Raw genomic sequence first — 16,626 nt, forward strand, 5'->3', positions numbered from 1 at the left:
ACGCAGCGTTTTCATGTGTCGAAAACACCGCTGCATGACGAACGCGGATTTTCGAAAGCATCGCGGTCGTTGCGTTTTGCAACTTCTCAACCTGAGCGCCGCCCATCAGAACCATGACTACCTTGCGCACTGCCAGGCCAGCGGACCCGGCGTCCGACAAGCCGAATGACTCGACTATCGAAGACGAGCGCTATCACACGCTTGTCGATGCCATCGAAGATTGCGCGATCTTCATGCTCGACCTCAATGGCTGCATTACCACCTGGAATACGGGCGCGCGCAAAATCAAGGGCTACGAGGCGCACGAGATCATCGGTCAGCATCTGTCGCGTTTCTATACGGCGGATTCCGTGGCGCGGGGCTGGCCCGAATACGAGTTGAAGGAGGCGTATGCCACTGGCCGTTTCGAGGACGAAGGCTGGCGTGTTCGCAAGGACGGCACGCGTTTCTGGGCCAATGTCGTCATCACGGCGGCGCGCGACACGCGTGGCGAGATCATCGGCTATGCAAAGTACACACGCGATCTCACCGCGAAGCGCGCGGAGGAAACCAAGCTGCGGCTTTCCGAAGAACGCTTCCGCCTGCTCGTCGAAAGCGTGAGCGACTACGCCATTTGCATGTTGAGCCCGGAAGGCGAGATCGAAAGCTGGAACATGGGCGCGGTGCGTATCAAGGGATATCTGCCGGCGGAGATTCTCGGCAAGCACTTCTCCCTCTTCTATTCGCCCGAGGACATCGCCGCGAACGTGCCCGCGTTGCAATTGCAGACCACCATTCGCATGGGGCGCATCGAGACCGAGGGCTGGCGCGTGCGCAAGGACGGGTCGCTTTTCTGGGCGAACGTGGTGATCACGGCGGTGTATGACGAGCACCGGACGCTGCGTGGCTTCTCCCAGGTCACGCGCGACATGAGCGAAAGAAAGCGACTGGAGCAACTCGAAGTATCGTCGCGACGCATCAGCGAGTTTCTCGCCACGCTCGCGCACGAGTTGCGCAATCCGCTCGCGCCCGTGCGCAATGCCGTCGGCGTCATGCAGATGGAAGCGGATATCTCGCCGAGACTCGCTTCGTGCCGCGACATCATCGACAGACAGACTTCGCATCTCGGCCGACTGGTTGACGATCTGCTGGACATGGGCCGTATCACCACCGGCAAGATCGAACTGCGCATGGCGCGCGTGGGCGTGACCGAAATCGTCGAACGCAGCATGGAACTCGTGCGCCCTTTCACCGACGACCGCGCGCAGAGCATCACCACCGAATTGCCGCACGAGCCTATCTTCGTCTTGGGCGATGGCACGCGGCTCGTTCAGGTCGTGCAGAATCTGCTCAACAACGCATCGAAGTTTTCGCCGCACGGCAGCAGCATCCACATCTGCGTGGAACGCGAGCGCAACGCCTTGCTGCTGAAAGTGTCCGACCGCGGCCGTGGCATTTCGCAGAAGGGTTTGACGGCTATCTTCGATCTCTTCGTACAGGAAGATCATTACCTGAACCCAGGCGAAGCCGGGCTCGGCATTGGTCTCACGTTGTGCCGTTCGATCGTCGAAATGCACGGCGGCACCATCTCCGCCGCGAGCGACGGCACCGGTCGCGGCAGCACGTTCACCGTGCGATTACCCTACGCGCCCGCCGACGATGTGCCCATTGCCGGTTTGCTGGCAGCGCCGGCCGCATCGGGGACATTGCGTATCGTCGTGATCGATGACAACGTCGATTCCGCCGACAGTCTCGCCATGCTGCTGCAGATGAAGGGGCACGAGGTGCGCATTGCATATCACGGCACGGAAGGTATCGACGTCATCCGGCATTTTCCGCCCGCGCTGATCCTGCTCGATCTGGCGTTGCCGGATATCGACGGCTTCGCAGTGCTGCGCTCGCTACGCTCGCAACGGCTCGTCGGCCGCGCGATGATCGTCGCAATGACGGGCTTCGGTCAGGAAGGCGACAAGGAACGTTCGGCGCAGGCGGGCTTCGACGGGCATCTGGTGAAGCCCGTGGACCTGCAATTGCTCGACGAGGTGGTGGCGAAGGCGAGTAAGCGCTGACGGGTTCATGCTTTGCCTTGCTTGCCGCTTTGCGGTGCTTTTCCGCTTTGCGTGCGAGGCCCGTGCCATGCCGCTTCGTCGCTGCGTTCTGCCACCGCGCGTGGGTAGCCGACCTCGCGCAACGGGAAGATCAACTTCGCCGCAATGAGCCCAAGAGCGCCGCCCAGCAACGTCTCCCACGCGCGCGCGGCGAGCAGCGGTATCGAGTGAATGCCGCTCGCGGCCATCGTCACGATGAGCGTAAAGGCGAAAGCGCCGCACGCAATGTCATAGCGCTCGGGCAGCGCCATGGCGTAGACGATCATCGCGAGGGCAGCCATCGCCCAGATGAAGAGCGGCGCGTGTTCCGCAAGCGGCAGGCAAATGAGCCCGACCGGCACGCCCACGAGCGTGCCGTAGATGCGCCGCCGCACGCGCTGTGCCGTGCCGACAGCCGAAGTCGCGACCACGTAGACGCAGGCCGTGATCGCCCACGCCGATTCCGCCATGCCGAACGCCGCGTTCAACAACGCCACGACGAGCGCGCCGCTCGCCGCCTGCAGACCCATGGCAAGCGCGGGAGAAACCTGCCGCCGCCAGTAAGCCGGCTCGGACGCGAGCGCGGGCAACACCACCGGATGCTCCGCCGGCCCGCTCAGCACACGCGGCACGATTGCCGCGATCATGCCGATGACGAGCGCGAGCGTAATCGCCCATGAATCGCCCGGTGTCAGGTTCATCGAGTAAGCGACCAGTTGACCGATGTAGAACTGTGAGCCGACGCCCGCGCCGAGCAGGCCGAAACGCTTGAGATAGCCCGCGAGGAACGCGCCCGTGACGAGCACGAACTCCGCGCCGCCGCGCCCCATTTCGTGCAGCCACGGCCCGAAGAGCGCAAAGCTGAGGGCGCCAAGCGCGGCCGCGATGCACAACACGGCGAGATCGCGGCTCGAATCGGCGCGCGCGCTGCGCGCTTCTGACACGCTTGCCCAAAGCGCGAAGGCGGCGGCCAGCATGCCAACGGAGACGCTGGCAGGCACGTCGCGCGTCACGTCGTGCAAGCCGCCGAGCGCGGCCGCGAGCCCATACGCGGTCACGAGCCGCAATCCCTTGATACGCCGATGCGTGCCCGGGTCCACGCGATCCAGCCAGGCAAGCCCCGCGCGCAAGAAGCCGAGCGGCGGTGCGGCGTCAGTGGTGTCAGTGTGTTGCTCGTCGCTCATGGACATCCGCCACGAAAGGACAAAGGAAAAGCGTGCGCGGACAACGAAGGAGACGACTCGAGGGCCGCGCCTGCAACGCATTCTAGGCGCTGTTTTTTACACGCGCGCGCTTGCGCGCCGGAAGCGGCGTTTCCGGCTTGCGACTGGCCGCATCGGCGATGCAATCCGCGAGTTGTGCCGCCGCGTCTTGCCGTCCCTTCCGCGAACGCTCGACCAGCCCGATCTCGCGATGGAACGTGTCGTCGCCCAGACCGAGCGCGACGACGCCGGCAGGCCACGGGCCGATGCCATCGGATACGGGCAAGAGCGCAACGCCCAAGCCGCGCGCGACCATTTGCGCGATGCCTTGCAACTCGTCCACTTCGATGGCGTCGCGCACCGCCATGCGTTGCTTGCGCAAGAACGTTTCCACTTGCCGTCCGCCGAACGAACGCCGGTCGTAGCGGATGAACGGCGCCGTCTCGATTACTTCGCGCCAGGCGGCGCGCTTCATGGCGGCGGGCGCAAGCAACACGAACGGTTCGGCGACGAGCGTGCGCCAGCGCAATTCGGAAGGTATCGCGAACGGCGGACGAATGATGACGGCCATGTCCGTTTCGCCTGCATCGACCTGTGCGAGCAGCGACAGCGACACGCCCGGCACGAGCCGGATGCGCCACGCGGGCAGCACGCGTCTGAACGCGCCGATGGCATCGGGCAACAGCGCCGCATGCGCCGATGCAATCGCGCCGACCGACAACGCGCCGCCACGCCCGTCGACGCCCTCGGGTTCGGCGAGGCGCGTATAGAGCGCCATGAGTTCATCCGCGAGTTCCAGCGTGCGGCGGCCCGCCTTGTTGAGTGTGGCGGAGCGTCCGGTGCGGTCGAACAAGGCGAAGCCCAAATGCGCTTCGAGACGCTGCATCTGCGCGCTCACCGCCGACTGCGTGAGCCCGATGTGCGCGCCCGCGCCGGCAAAGGTGCCGTGGCGCGCGACCGCAATGAAAGTAGTGAGTTCGCGCAGCATATTCATTCATCGATAATTTTGGGGCTGACTCCCGCAATATATCGTTTTTCAGCACTTTTATTTGTGAATAGAATTTGGCTCAAACGCTGTCGAACCCCACAAAAAGGAGTTGCACCATGAGCACGACTAAGGCCGCCATGCCGCCTTTCCATCTGGCTTTCCCCGTTCACAGCCTTGCGTCCGCGCGCGAGTTTTATGGTGATCTACTCGGTTGTCCCGAAGGCCGCAGTTCACCGGACTGGGTCGATTTCGACTTTTACGGACATCAGATCGTCGCGCATTTGGCGCCCGAGGAAGTGGGGAATCGCACGACGAGCGCCGTAGATGGCGATGCCGTGCCGGTGCGTCACTTCGGCGTCGTGCTATCGATCCCGCAGTGGGAAGCGTTGGCCGAGAAGCTGCGTGCGGCGAACACGCGTTTTATCATCGAACCGCATGTTCGTTTCAAGGGCGAAGTGGGCGAGCAGGCGACCATGTTTTTCCTCGACCCGTCGGGCAATGCGGTCGAGATCAAGGCGTTTGCCAATATGGCGTCGTTGTTTGCTAAGTAAGATACGGCTTTGATTTGCGTGAGCGGAAGCGCGCAACATGATGGCCAGTTTTGCATTGTCATAGCGCGTTCATACGCGCGCTTCTCGATGGCGGATTCTTTTTCGAATTGAATCGCCATGTAAAACGGGACGCCCTTGAGCGTCCCGTTCATGTTTCCAGCGGCTGTTCCGCCGATTATTTCAGACCTCAGTTACCCGAGCCGCTTGCGCTGACCGGTGCGCCTGCGGTGCCGGGCGTGGCCGTGCCGCCAGGCGTGGTCGACGGACCGGGCTTCATCGACGACTGGCTGCTGTGCGTGGCCTTCGAATGAGTCTTGTGCGCGTGCGTCGTGGTCGTTTGGGCGTTGTCGCCTGCTTGCAGGCCCGTATTCGAGCTGGGAGGATTGTCCTGTGCGAATGCGGATGCGCAAACCAGGGCGAGTGCGCCAGCGGCGCATGAAATGGCGATACGCTTCATATCGAATAACTCCTTTTTGCGGTTGCAAGATGCGATGTCGTGCGGCTTGTGGTGCCTCCTTGCTGATGCGGTGTTGACACGCAGCGGCAAGTCGCATGTTCTTCATCAGCACACGACATGCCACGGTCTGACGATTGGCAAACAGGAGTGCGATGAGTGAAAGACTGGTGGCCATGGCCTCTCGGCAAAGCCCCACATCCAAAACAATTCGCCCCGCGCGACCAACGTCCACGCAGGGCGATTCGACATCATCCAGGCACAACCCATCCTCAATGCCCGACCGGCTCCGTAGCCTTCAAATCGCTCGGCAACGCGGCCTGCGGATGCGCGGCCTGCTTGATCAGCAACGCCACCGCCGAGATCAATCCCGCGACGCCGATCACCGCGAAGATGCCGCCGAAGCTGAAGTGCAATCGCGTCAGTTCAGCCACGAGAAACGACCCCGCGATACCGCCGAAGCGCCCGATGCCCAGCATCCACGCCACGCCGGTGCCGCGTCCCTGAGTCGGATAAAACGATGCCGCGAGCGCGGGCATCGACGATTGCGCCGTGTTCATCAACACGCCAGCAAGGAACACGATCAGCACGAGCAGTCCCACGTTGCCCACCGCCTGCCCGATGAAGTACACGCTCACCGCGGTCAACGCATAGCACGCGGCAATGATGCGGTTCGGGTTGAAGCGGTCCATCAACACCCCGCACAAGACTGCGCCCACGCCGCCGAGCGGGAACAACGCGGAGATCAGCGTCGCGCGCTGCGGACTCAGGCCAGATTCCTTGAGGAGAATCGGCATCCAGTTGATCGATGCATAGAAGATCACGAGGCCCATGAAGTATGCGAGCCACAACATGATCGAACCGACGATATACGAGCGCGACAACACCACGCTCACGCCGCCCTGCCCCTGCACCGCGGGCGCCGTCTCCGTCATGAAGAACGATCCTGCGTTGGCCGCCGCTGATGAAATGCGTGCAAGCGTCGCACGAATCTTCTCGGCCGGCTTGTTCTTCGCGACCATGTAGCGCACCGATTCCGGCAAGCTGATGAAGAGCAGCACGACGAGCACGAGCGGCGCCACGCCACCGAGCAGCAGCACGCTGCGCCAGCCGAAATGCGGAATCATCCATGCCGCGAGAAAGCCGCCGAATGCCGCGCCCAGCGGAAAGCCGCAGAACATCAGGTTGATGAGCGTCGCGCGGCGCTTGTCCGGGCAGAACTCGCTCATCATGGTGACGGCATTGGGCATGGCGGCGCCGAGGCCGAGGCCCGTAACGAAGCGCAACGCCGTGAGTTGCGTGAGGCTTGCCGAATACGCCGATGCAAAGCACGCCACGCCGAACAGCAGTACCGAGGACAACAGCATCAGCCGTCGTCCGAGCCGGTCCGACAACGGCCCGGAAAGCAGCGCGCCCGCCGCGAGCCCGAACAACGCAGCGCTCAGAACAGGCGCGAGCGCGGGCCGGCTGATCTGCCATTCGGATACGAGCGATGGCGCGATGAATCCGATGGCCGCCGTATCGAAACCATCCAGCAGCACGATGACGAAGCACATCACGAAGATCAGCCACTGGAAGGGCGAAAACGGGTGCTCGTTGATGAACGTCTGCACGTTCACAGCAGGACTTCGGCTCACTTCATTCCCTCGTCGATGATTGGCAATCGTCGTTCGACTATTGTTCGTCAGGCGAACAGCGATTCACATAGCGAACTAATTCATGCGCGAGAGTACTGAAGTCTGCATGCCTTCGCAACGCGGGCTTACCCGTGTATGTCGGTTGCCTTGCGCGGGGCTGTCGGCGTTTCAAGAAACGCGCTGCCCGTTGCGATAAGTCTCGCGCGGCACAGGCAGACCGTCCGCCAGCGCGACGCGCACGAAGTCGGCGCGCAAGCCCGTCACGATGGCCCCACGGTCGGCGAGTCCGGCCGCGTGCGCGGGTGCCCAAGAAACCGTGGCCACCGCGCGCGGCAAGGTCCATCCCGCCTTCTCGACGAGATCGAACACCGCGATGAGCAGGCTCGAAGGCACGTAATCGGACGAGAGGATGTCGAGCAACCCTTCGCGAGCGAGTTCGAGCGCCGACACGTTGCCCGAGTGCGAGCCGCCACGCACGACGTTCGGCGCGCCCATGATCGTGGCGATGCCATGTTCGCGCGCGGCACGGGCTGCATCGAGCGTGGTCGGGAATTCCGCGAGCGCAATGCCATCGCGCGCGGCTTCTTCCACATGCTCGATGAGCGTGTCGTCGTGGCTTGCAAGCGAGATGCCCAAGCGCTGACAACGCGCGACGATGTCCGCACGATGCGCCGCCGCGTAACGCGCCTGATGCTCGGCCAGTTGCGCGAGCACGTCATTCGCGTGTTCGTCGCTCCACTTGCCGTGACGTTCCTGATACTTGCGCCACTTTTCATGGTCCTGCCACTGGCGCTGACCCGGCGTATGGTCCATCACCGATGCGAGCCTGAAGAGCGGATGCGCGCTCAGTGAATCGAATACCTCGACCACGTCCGTCGTGCCGACTTCGCAACGCAAGTGCAGGAAGTGATCGGCGCGCAAGAGCCCGCGCTCGACGAACTTGCCGATGGACTGCGCGCACCGCACTTGAAGTTCGCGGCCACGCACGCCGTCTTCGGGACGCGAGCCCACACCGAGCGCATCGAACACGGTCGTGATGCCGGCCGAAGCCACTTGCGCGTCATGCACGATGATCGCCGCTTCGTGATTCCACAGCACGCCAGGACGCGGCGCGAGATGCTTTTCGATATTGTCCGTATGCAGTTCGACGAAGCCCGGCAGCAGGTAGTCGCCGTCCCAGTTCAACGCATCGCGCGTCGCCGTATTTCCCGGCGATACATCCGCGATACAGCCCTCCTCGATGCGCACCGTGCCCGTGAATTCCTCGTTGCGCGTGACGATGCGCGCATTCGTAATCAGCATGTCTGCAATGCTCCGTCTTCGGATGAGTTGACCACTACCGGTGTTGCAAGGCGCACGATGCGGGTTGCCACGCGCTCACGCGTATCTTCGTCGTGAAAGATACCGACGATGGCCGCGCCCCGCTCGCGCGCCTCGACGATGAGATCGGCCACGACGTCGCGGTTCTGTGCATCGAGCGACGCCGTGGGCTCATCGAGCAATAAGACAGGATGCGCCGCGATCAGCCCGCGCGCAATGTTCACACGCTGTTGCTCGCCGCCGGAAAACGTCGCGGGCGCGAGCGACCATAAGCGTCGCGGTACGTTCAGCCTTGCGAGCAGGACGCACGCGCGCTCACGTGCTTCGTCTTCATCGACACCGCGCGAGACCAGCGGTTCCGCGACGAGATCGAGCGAAGAGACACGCGGGATGGCGCGGAGAAACTGGCTCACGTAACCGAGCGTGCTTTTGCGCAAGCGGATGATGTCGTGCGGCTCGGCTTCGGTCAGCACGAGATGTCGTGAAGCGCGGCTTTCGTCGCGAATGGCGATACTGCCGCGCGTCGCGAGATAATTGCCGTACATGCAACGCAGAAACGTGCTTTTGCCGGCGCCTGAAGCGCCAGCGAGCACCACGCATTCGCCGCGTTCCACATCGAGCGATACACCCGCGAGCGCCACGATGCGCACACCGCCCTGCTGATGCAGCGTGAAGGTCTTTTCTATGTCGCGAGCGCGCAGCATTAGCTCCGTGCGCGTGGCGAACGCTTCTTCGTCTGCCATAGTCATCTGTTGCACCTCAAACCGGCAGCACGGACGCCACCAGCGTCTGCGTATAAGGATGTTGCGGATCATCCAATACCTGATCCGTGAGACCGCTCTCCACCACGCGCCCGTCCTTCATCACCATCAACCGATGCGCGAGCAAGCGTGCCACGCCGATATCGTGCGTGACGATTACAGCGGCGAGATGCAGCTGGTTTGTCAAGGTACGCAGCAAGTCGAGCAGACGCGCCTGCACGGATACGTCGAGACCGGCGGTCGGTTCGTCCATGAAGACGAGTCGCGGCCCGGTCACGAGATTGCGCGCGATCTGCAAGCGCTGCTGCATCCCGCCCGAAAAAGCCGAAGGCAATTCGTCGATGCGCGTCGCATCGAGCTCGACACGGCCCATCCAGTCCGAAGCCGTCTCGCGCAAACGGCCATAGTGGCGCGCGCCGATGGCCATTAACGGCTCGCCGATGTTCGCGCCCGCCGACACGTTGCGCCGCAATCCATCGCGTGCATTCTGATGCACGAAGCCCCATTCCGTGCGTGACAAAAGTCGCTTGCGTGGCTCGCTGAGCGTGAGCAGATCCAGCGTTTCGCCTTCACGCGTGGTGTAGTCGAGCGCACCTTCATCGATGCTGCTTCTGAGCGCAAGCGCGTTCAATAGAGTCGACTTGCCCGAACCCGACTCGCCCACGATGCACAACACCTCGCCCGGATAGACCGCGAGGTCCACATCGACGCAACCGCCGCGTCCATCGTAGCGTTTGGTGAGTCCGCGCGCATTCAAGAGCGTCTTCATTGCGCCGCCTCCTTTGCCTCTTGCTCGTCGCGGCGGCTGTGACAATAGTCGCTATCGGAGCATACGAACATGCGCGCGCCTTCGTCGTCGACGATCATTTCATCGAGAAAGCTCTCACGCGACCCGCACAGCGCGCACGCATGGTCCCACTTCTGCACGCTGAATGGATGATCTTCGAAATCCAAACTCTTCACCTTCGTATAAGGCGGAATGGCGTAGATGCGCCGCTCGCGTCCCGCGCCGAAGAGTTGCAGCGCCGCGTTCATGTGCATCTTCGGATTGTCGAACTTCGGAATAGGCGAAGGCGCCGCGAGGTAGCGATCGTTCACCAGCACTGGATAGTCGTAGGTCGTCGCAATGCTGCCGTGCTGCACGATATCCTCGTAATATTTCACGTTGATGAGACCGTAGTCCGCGAGCGCATGCAGTTTCCTGCACTCCGTCACGCGCGGCTCCAGCCTGTAGAGCGGTTCGGGCATCGGCACCTGGTACACGAGAATCTGCGCTTCCGTGAGCGGCGTTTCAGGAATGCGGTGACGTGTTTGCACGATAGTGGCGTCCGCGGTGCGCGTGGTCGTGGCCACGCCCGCCGTGCGCGCGAAGAAGCGGCGAATGTTGACCGCGTTGGTGGTTTCGTCGGAGCCCTGATCGATCACCTTGAGCGTATCGTCCGCGCCGATGATCGCCGACGTCACCTGCAAACCGCCCGTGCCCCAGCCATACGGCAGCGGCATTTCACGCGAGGCGAACGGCACCTGATGCCCCGGCACCGCAACGGCCTTGAGCAAGGCGCGACGAATCATGCGCTTGGTCTGCTCGTCCAGATAAGCGAAGTTATAGCCTTCGGTCAGCGCGTTATTCATGCCGTCTTCTCCTTGCCGTGCGATGCACGAAGTCGCCGCAGCAATTCCAGTTCCGACTGAAAGTCCACGTAATGCGGCAGTTTCAAGTGCTGCACGAAGCCCGATGCCTCGACGTTGTCGCTATGCGAGAGCACGAACTCGACATCCTGCGTGGGTGAGCCGATGGTCTCGCCCAACTCCTCCGCTCGCAAAGCACGATCGACGAGCGCCATAGCCATGGCCTTGCGCTCCGAATGCCCGAACGCGAGACCATAGCCTTGCGTGAACTTCGGTGGCACTTCGCCGCTGCCCGCGAACTGGTTGATCATCTGGCATTCGGAGATGTCGATATCGCCGATCTCCACGGCAAAACCGAGCTCATCGATATGCATTTCCACGGCCACTTCACCGTGACGAATCTCGCCTGCGAATGGATGGCTGTGCGCGTAGCCGCGCTGCGTGGCGTATCCCATTGCCAGCAGAAAGCCTTCGTCGCCGCGTGCAAGGTTTTGCAGACGCGTTGCACGATCAGCGGGAAACGCAAGCGGTTCGCGCGAGAGGTCGCCCGGCTCCGGTGAATCTTCCTGCGCGCGTTCCTGCTCGATTAGCCCTTCCTTGTTGAGCATCGACAACACGCGCGGCATATCGTTCGTGGCTTCGGCGTGGTCGCTGGAAGTCGTTGCATCGCTAATCACTTCCCCTTCGGCCAGCAAGCTGAAGTCGATCAAACGCTGGGTGTAATCGTAGGTGCCGCCCAGCATCTGCCCGCCCGGAATATCCTTGAACGCAGCGGAGATGCGCCGTTCCACGCACATCACTGCCGTGTCCACGGGCAAGGTGTAGCCAAAGCGCGGCAACGTCGTGCGATACGCACGCAGCAGAAAGATCGCCTCGACCAGATCGCCTGCCGCCTGCTTGATGGCGAGCGCCGCGAGTTCTTCATCGTAGATCGAGCCTTCGGTCATCACGCGCGCCACCGCGAGACGCAACTGCTCGCGAATCTGCGCGACGCGCAGCTCGGGCACCTGCAAGTCGCCGCGCCGATGCTTGGCGAGCACATCCCATGAACGTTCGATGGCTCTTTCGCCACCCTTCACCGCGACGTACATCAGTTCACCTCCACTTGCGTCGTACGCGGCAAGCCGACGAGCGCGCCGCCCGCCACGAAATAGCAATCCATGCCGCATGGAAACTGCGCCGTCAGCGCCGCTCGCTGTTGCCAGAAATCGCGCGTGAGTCCCGCAATGGCGACACTGCGCTCGTCTTCGATCCCCGGACCGCGCCACACGAGCGGCTCGCCTTCGGTCAACGAAGGCACGCGAATGAAAAGCGTCGCCGCATCTTCCGGCGTTTCCGGTTCGCCCGACGAGAAGGCATCGAGCGCGGGCAACGCGGCTGCATCGCCGAGATAGGCGAACGCGGCTTCGCTGTGATTCGGCGTGAGCGGCGCGCTTGCATGAAAGCGCAAGGCATCGCCAAATGCGGCGTTCCCGCCATCGATGAATACGGGCGTCGAATAATCGGCGAGCGCCAGCAGCGAGGCGAAAGCTGCAAGCGGCACGCGGTGTGCAAGCGCATCGCGCATGGCGTGATTGTTCGGCAACGCGGCATCGATCGCGACGATGCTGCCCGGACGCGACAACGCTTCCAGCAAAGCGCGAAAGACGCGTTGGGCATCGTGCACCGGGTCGTTGAAGCCGGGCACGAGAGCGGCCATGTCGATCTGCATCATTCCCCTCTCACCATCGTAAAGAATTCGACTTTGGTCGTAGCCGCTTCCGCTTCCTTGCGGCGCCGTTCGTCGGCGAGACGCGCGGCCAACGGTGCGATCACTTCCGTCTGCAAGCGCTGCGCATGCGCGGGCGTCTGCAGCAACGCGTCGATCAGCGCTGCGAGCTTCGCGCGCTCCTTGTCGCGGCCCATATGCACCGCGACACCGACCGGCGCGCTGCCGTCTTCAGTATGCAAACGCAGCGTGGCGCGCGTGACGGTGGTCTCGCCGAGATTGAAGGCATCTCCCGAGCCGCCGATGCGCGCCCGCACCATTGCTAGGCCGACATCCGGCGCGCGCAACCAGTCGAAGCGCGGCACACTCATGCCTTCGAGCGCGGCCTGCAAACTCTCGCGCGACGTGCGCGCCAGCACCGCCATCCATTCGCGGCGGTCGAACGAACGAGCCTCGTCGCGCGGCTCCTCTCTCTGACTCATGGCTTTCCCTGATGATTTGAACGTTGCGGGCATCTTAAGCTACGCGGCTTTCGTCTGGTCGTCTAGACGTCTGGATAAGTGGGCTTTCACATTTCCATCACCGTTTGCGCACTACAATGCCCAACAGCGATATTCAAACCGACGGGAATGACACCTACATGACATCGAACGAAAACGCGGCGCCGGGACACGCCGTCGAACGCGGCGCGGGGGTCGCGGTCTGGCGGCAGATCGAGCAGATACTCTCGGCGGAGATCGCCTCGAAGAGCTTCGGCGAGGAAGGCCGCCTGCCGAGCGAAGCGGAACTGGCGCGGCGCTTCGACGTGAATCGTCATACCGTGCGCCGCGCCATGCTGCGTCTTGCCGCAACGGGTCTCGTGAGCGTCGAACAGGGACGCGGCACCTTCGTGCAGCCTGGAGCGATCGACTATCAAATCGGCAGGCGCACGCGCTTCACGGAAAACATTCGCCGTCAGAAGCAGACGTCCACGGGCGTCGTGCTCTCTTCCGAACGCGTGAAGGCCGACCCTACCGTCGCGAAGGCGCTCGCTCTGCGTGCGGGCACGCTCGTCTATCAGCTCGAAACGCGTCATGACTCCGACGCCGTGCCGCTGACCTACGCACGCAACTGGTATCCCGCCGCGCGTTTTCCCGAGCTTCCCACGGTGATCGAAGCGACAGGCGGCATCACTGCGGCGCTCGCGGAGTTCGGCGTCAAGGACTATATGCGCAAGTGGAGCCGTATCGGCAGCGTGTTGCCTTCGTCGGATGTCGCGCGGCGCTTGCAGATCAACCGGCAGCAGCCGGTGCTGTGGGTCGAGAATGTGGATGTCGATGAACGCGGCGTGCCCGTCAAGTACGGCGTGACTCACTTCGCGGCAGACCGCGTGCAGTTGATGGTCGAGCACGATCTATGAGCGCTGCATGGAATGACGAAGCGCGCATCGCACTGTATTACGCGCCGCCTGCTGCATCCGCATGGTGGCGTGCTGGTTGCGAATGGCTCGGGCGCGATGCGGAAAGCGGCCTCTCGATGGAAACGGCAGCGCACGACATTACATGCGCGCCGCGCCGCTATGGTTGGCATGCGACCATCGTGCCGCCGTTCCATTGCGCGAGCGGCGCGCAACCTGCCGATGTGCTCGCGGCCGCGCGTGCCTGGGCGTCGTCGGTCACGCGCTTCGAGATGCCGGTGCGCGTAGCGCAAATGGGCCGCTTCGTCGCGTTGCGCGCATCGGAGGAAAGCGACGACGAACGCTTGCGCGCAATGGCCGCAAGCGCGCTGCAAGCGCTCGCAGCAGTGCGCGCAATGCCATCGGCAGGGGACATCGAGCGGCGCATTGTCGATGGCATGAGCGAGCGGCAAATCGCACTCGTGCGTGAATGGGGCTATCCCTATGTCTTCGATGAATACCGCTTCCACATGACCCTCTGCGATTCGCTCGATGACACCCACGCGCGCGGTTCGGTCGTATCGGCATGGACGCGCAAGATCGACACGCTCGGCGCGCTGCCTGTGCATGGCGCGGCGCTTTTCGTGGAAAGCGCACCGGGCGAGCCGTTCACCTTGTGGCAGCGGCTGCCGTTCAACAACGTACGGGAAGGGGCATGAGCCAGAACGACACACTCGATAGCGCACGACTCATCTATGTCATGGGCCCGTCGGGCGCGGGCAAGGACTCGCTGCTCGGCTTTGCGCGCGAACGCGTCGGCGCACGCGTGATGTTCGCGCATCGGTACATCACGCGTGCGGTCGGCGACGGCGAGAACCATATTGCGTTGACGCATGAAGAATTCAAGGCGCGTCTTTCGTATGGACTTTTCTCGATGCATTGGGAAAGTCACGGCCTGAGCTATGGCATTGGCATCGAAGTAGATGCATGGCTCGAACGCGGCAGACCGGTGGTCGTGAACGGTTCGCGTCAACACGCGGATGCCGCCCTCGCCCGCTATCCGCATGCATGCTTCGTTTATATCGATGCCGCGCCCGCCGTGCTGGCCGCGCGGCTAGCACGGCGCGGACGTGAAGACGCGCGGCAGATCGAAGCGCGTCTTGCTCGCCGTCCTTCCCTCGAACTGCCCAGGCATGCGCGCGTGGTGAACATCGACAACTCCGGGCTTCTGGCCGACGCGGGCACGCAATTTCTCCGCGCCATAGACGAGACCGGCTCATAATCGCCGGAACGTTTCTTGCGAACGCCCACGACATTCCTTCGATAAAAGATTACCTATGAAATCCGGACGATCGAAAGACACGTTGTCAGGCGTCACCGCCGAATCGCAGTTTCGCACTTATGCTTCACCGCTCGTTGAAGAAGCGCTGCAGCACGCGCATGAACTGGAACAGAGCGATGATGCCGAAACACTGCACAAGCTAAGGATAGCGCTACGGCGTCTGCGCAGTCTCTTTTGGGCGTATCGCCCGATCCTCGACGATGCCTTCGACGACAAGCAGCGCGCCCTCTTGCGTTATCTCGCGCAGGCAGCCGGCAGCACGCGCGATTGGGACATCCTGATCGAATTGATGAGCGAGCATGAAGACCCGGATCTCGCGCAGGCATTGCGCGGCCATCGCGATGCAGCATTGAGGACCAGCAAAGCGACACTCAATAACGCGGATATCAAGGGCGTCTTGCGCGAAGCCGTGGCGGAAGCCAACCGCGAACTCAACACTGCAAAAAAGCGCGTGGCTATCGAGCAATTCGCTTCTGACAGAGTTCGAAACGCGCGAAGACAATTGAAGAAACGCATCAAGCGCGCGCGGCAAGTGAAGCGCCCGGAATATGCCGCGCTGCACGAAGTGCGCAAAGCGGGTAAGAAAGTGCGCTATCTGATCGAGTTCTTCATGCCCCTGCTTGCCGAGAAGGAACGCGGTGGATTAAAACAGCTGAAGCGTCTGCAAAAGCATCTGGGCGCATTGAACGATGTCGTTGCAAGCCGCGATCTCCTCGACAAGAGCGACGCCTTGCCCAATGCCGCCGCCGCGAAGCCAGCCTTGCGTACTTTGAAGAAGCAACAAAAGCGCCGCATGAAGCAGGCGCTCAAGTCGCTTCGATAACGCCTTCTAGATCACGCGCTCGCGCACCCATCCCGACGCCAGGTCGATCAGCGATACGATCACCACGACGATCAGCATGACCGCTGCGGTCTGCGCGTAGTTGAACGAGCGGATGGCCTCGTAAAGCACTACGCCGATACCGCCCGCGCCAACCATGCCGACGACCATCGCCGAGCGCACGTTCGACTCGAATCGATACAGCGCGAACGAAATCCACAGCGGCAGCACTTGAGGCAACACGCCATACACGATCTCGTCGAGACTGCTCGCTCCCGTGGCGCGCACGCCCTCGGCGGGACGCGCATCCACCGCTTCGACCGCTTCCGCGAAGAGCTTCGCCAGCACGCCCGTGGTATGCACCCACAGCGCGAGCACGCCTGCAAACGGCCCGAGCCCGACCGCGACGATGAACAGCATGGCGAAGACCATCTCGTTGATCGCGCGGCACGCGTCCATGAGCCGCCGCACTGGTTGCGCGATCCACACCGGCGCGATGTTCTGCGCCGACAGCAAGCCGCACGGCACCGCGCAAATGAGCGCGAGCGCCGTGCCCCAGACAGCGACGGCGAGCGTCACGATCATCTCGTGCGCGTACGTGCGCCATTCCGTGAAGTCGGGCGGAAAGAAGTCGCGCGCGAACTGACTCATGTTGCCGGATGCGCCGAGCAGATCGAGCGGACGCATGTCCGCGCTTTGCCACGACGCGCCGAGTACGGCGATAAGCACGATCCAGCCGAGCATCGACACCCAGCTACGCTTGCCGCGCGGCG

At 62.8% G+C, this 16,626-nt stretch carries 18 protein-coding genes; 6 read left to right on the forward strand and 12 right to left on the reverse strand.

Annotation, left to right across the window (positions count from 1 at the left end):
* Positions 1 to 113: 113 nt before the first annotated feature.
* Positions 114 to 2,048 (forward strand): PAS domain-containing hybrid sensor histidine kinase/response regulator, encoded by a 1,935-nt coding sequence (locus NCT03_RS20665; RefSeq protein ID WP_250493717.1) that lies wholly within the window; start codon positions 114 to 116, stop codon positions 2,046 to 2,048.
* Between the two features lie 5 nt (positions 2,049 to 2,053).
* Here the strand turns inward: NCT03_RS20665 and NCT03_RS20670 are convergent, their stop codons facing one another.
* Together NCT03_RS20670 and NCT03_RS20675 are read right to left on the reverse strand one after the other, a co-directional pair.
* A complete protein-coding gene (locus NCT03_RS20670) occupies positions 2,054 to 3,250 on the reverse strand; it encodes an FUSC family protein (RefSeq protein WP_250493718.1) in 1,197 nt (398 codons plus the stop codon).
* 82 nt (positions 3,251 to 3,332) lie between these two features.
* The gene (locus tag NCT03_RS20675) at positions 3,333 to 4,256 is read right to left on the reverse strand and encodes a LysR family transcriptional regulator (protein WP_250493719.1); all 924 of its coding nucleotides are present in this window, start codon (positions 4,254 to 4,256) and stop codon (positions 3,333 to 3,335) included.
* Between the two features lie 116 nt (positions 4,257 to 4,372).
* Here NCT03_RS20675 and NCT03_RS20680 point away from each other — a divergent pair, with 116 nt between their 5' ends.
* Positions 4,373 to 4,807, forward strand: a complete 435-nt coding sequence (locus NCT03_RS20680; RefSeq protein WP_250493720.1) for a VOC family protein — start codon at positions 4,373 to 4,375, stop codon at positions 4,805 to 4,807.
* A 187-nt stretch (positions 4,808 to 4,994) separates the two neighbouring features.
* On the opposite strand, the gene NCT03_RS20685 is transcribed toward NCT03_RS20680, so the two are convergent.
* The 9 genes from NCT03_RS20685 to phnG form a co-directional block, all read right to left on the reverse strand.
* Positions 4,995 to 5,264 carry a hypothetical protein gene (locus tag NCT03_RS20685; protein ID WP_244828771.1) on the reverse strand — a complete coding sequence of 90 codons (270 nt, stop codon included), beginning with the start codon at positions 5,262 to 5,264 and terminating at the stop codon, positions 4,995 to 4,997.
* A gap of 269 nt (positions 5,265 to 5,533) precedes the next feature.
* Positions 5,534 to 6,898: an MFS transporter gene (locus NCT03_RS20690; RefSeq protein ID WP_244828773.1), complete on the reverse strand. Its 1,365-nt coding sequence runs from the start codon at positions 6,896 to 6,898 to the stop codon at positions 5,534 to 5,536.
* 168 nt (positions 6,899 to 7,066) lie between these two features.
* Positions 7,067 to 8,200 carry an alpha-D-ribose 1-methylphosphonate 5-triphosphate diphosphatase gene (locus tag NCT03_RS20695; RefSeq protein ID WP_244828774.1) on the reverse strand — a complete coding sequence of 378 codons (1,134 nt, stop codon included), beginning with the start codon at positions 8,198 to 8,200 and terminating at the stop codon, positions 7,067 to 7,069.
* Complete coding sequence (gene phnL / locus NCT03_RS20700; RefSeq protein ID WP_250493721.1) at positions 8,194 to 8,967, reverse strand: phosphonate C-P lyase system protein PhnL; 774 nt, start codon at positions 8,965 to 8,967, stop codon at positions 8,194 to 8,196. Before phnL ends, NCT03_RS20695 begins: the two co-directional genes overlap by 7 nt.
* A 10-nt stretch (positions 8,968 to 8,977) precedes the next feature.
* The gene (gene phnK / locus NCT03_RS20705; RefSeq protein WP_244828775.1) at positions 8,978 to 9,748 is read right to left on the reverse strand and encodes a phosphonate C-P lyase system protein PhnK; all 771 of its coding nucleotides are present in this window, start codon (positions 9,746 to 9,748) and stop codon (positions 8,978 to 8,980) included.
* A complete protein-coding gene (locus NCT03_RS20710) occupies positions 9,745 to 10,611 on the reverse strand; it encodes an alpha-D-ribose 1-methylphosphonate 5-phosphate C-P-lyase PhnJ (RefSeq protein WP_244828776.1) in 867 nt (288 codons plus the stop codon). The genes phnK and NCT03_RS20710 overlap by 4 nt, the downstream gene beginning before the upstream one ends.
* Positions 10,608 to 11,699: a carbon-phosphorus lyase complex subunit gene (locus NCT03_RS20715; RefSeq protein ID WP_250493722.1), complete on the reverse strand. Its 1,092-nt coding sequence runs from the start codon at positions 11,697 to 11,699 to the stop codon at positions 10,608 to 10,610. The genes NCT03_RS20710 and NCT03_RS20715 overlap by 4 nt, the downstream gene beginning before the upstream one ends.
* Positions 11,699 to 12,322, reverse strand: a complete 624-nt coding sequence (gene phnH, locus NCT03_RS20720; protein ID WP_250493724.1) for a phosphonate C-P lyase system protein PhnH — start codon at positions 12,320 to 12,322, stop codon at positions 11,699 to 11,701. Before phnH ends, NCT03_RS20715 begins: the two co-directional genes overlap by 1 nt.
* On the reverse strand, positions 12,319 to 12,798 hold the full coding sequence (phnG, locus tag NCT03_RS20725) for a phosphonate C-P lyase system protein PhnG (protein ID WP_250493725.1): 480 nt from the start codon (positions 12,796 to 12,798) through the stop codon (positions 12,319 to 12,321). Before phnG ends, phnH begins: the two co-directional genes overlap by 4 nt.
* 158 nt (positions 12,799 to 12,956) lie before the next feature.
* On the opposite strand from phnG, the gene phnF reads away from it, so the two are divergent.
* From phnF to NCT03_RS20745, 4 genes are read left to right on the forward strand one after another with little or no spacing between them, the layout of a single operon-like run.
* Positions 12,957 to 13,715 (forward strand): phosphonate metabolism transcriptional regulator PhnF, encoded by a 759-nt coding sequence (phnF, locus tag NCT03_RS20730; RefSeq protein ID WP_250467518.1) that lies wholly within the window; start codon positions 12,957 to 12,959, stop codon positions 13,713 to 13,715.
* A complete protein-coding gene (locus NCT03_RS20735) occupies positions 13,712 to 14,410 on the forward strand; it encodes a DUF1045 domain-containing protein (protein ID WP_250493726.1) in 699 nt (232 codons plus the stop codon). The genes phnF and NCT03_RS20735 overlap by 4 nt, the downstream gene beginning before the upstream one ends.
* On the forward strand, positions 14,407 to 14,973 hold the full coding sequence (phnN, locus tag NCT03_RS20740) for a phosphonate metabolism protein/1,5-bisphosphokinase (PRPP-forming) PhnN (protein ID WP_250493727.1): 567 nt from the start codon (positions 14,407 to 14,409) through the stop codon (positions 14,971 to 14,973). The genes NCT03_RS20735 and phnN overlap by 4 nt, the downstream gene beginning before the upstream one ends.
* 55 nt (positions 14,974 to 15,028) lie before the next feature.
* Positions 15,029 to 15,856 carry a CHAD domain-containing protein gene (locus NCT03_RS20745; RefSeq protein ID WP_250493728.1) on the forward strand — a complete coding sequence of 276 codons (828 nt, stop codon included), beginning with the start codon at positions 15,029 to 15,031 and terminating at the stop codon, positions 15,854 to 15,856.
* A gap of 6 nt (positions 15,857 to 15,862) precedes the next feature.
* On the opposite strand, the gene phnE is transcribed toward NCT03_RS20745, so the two are convergent.
* Positions 15,863 to 16,597, reverse strand: a complete 735-nt coding sequence (gene phnE / locus NCT03_RS20750; RefSeq protein WP_370652221.1) for a phosphonate ABC transporter, permease protein PhnE — start codon at positions 16,595 to 16,597, stop codon at positions 15,863 to 15,865.
* Positions 16,598 to 16,626: the final 29 nt, after the last annotated feature.

This window comes from Caballeronia sp. GAWG1-1 (genome assembly GCF_023631465.1).
Lineage (GTDB): Bacteria > Pseudomonadota > Gammaproteobacteria > Burkholderiales > Burkholderiaceae > Caballeronia.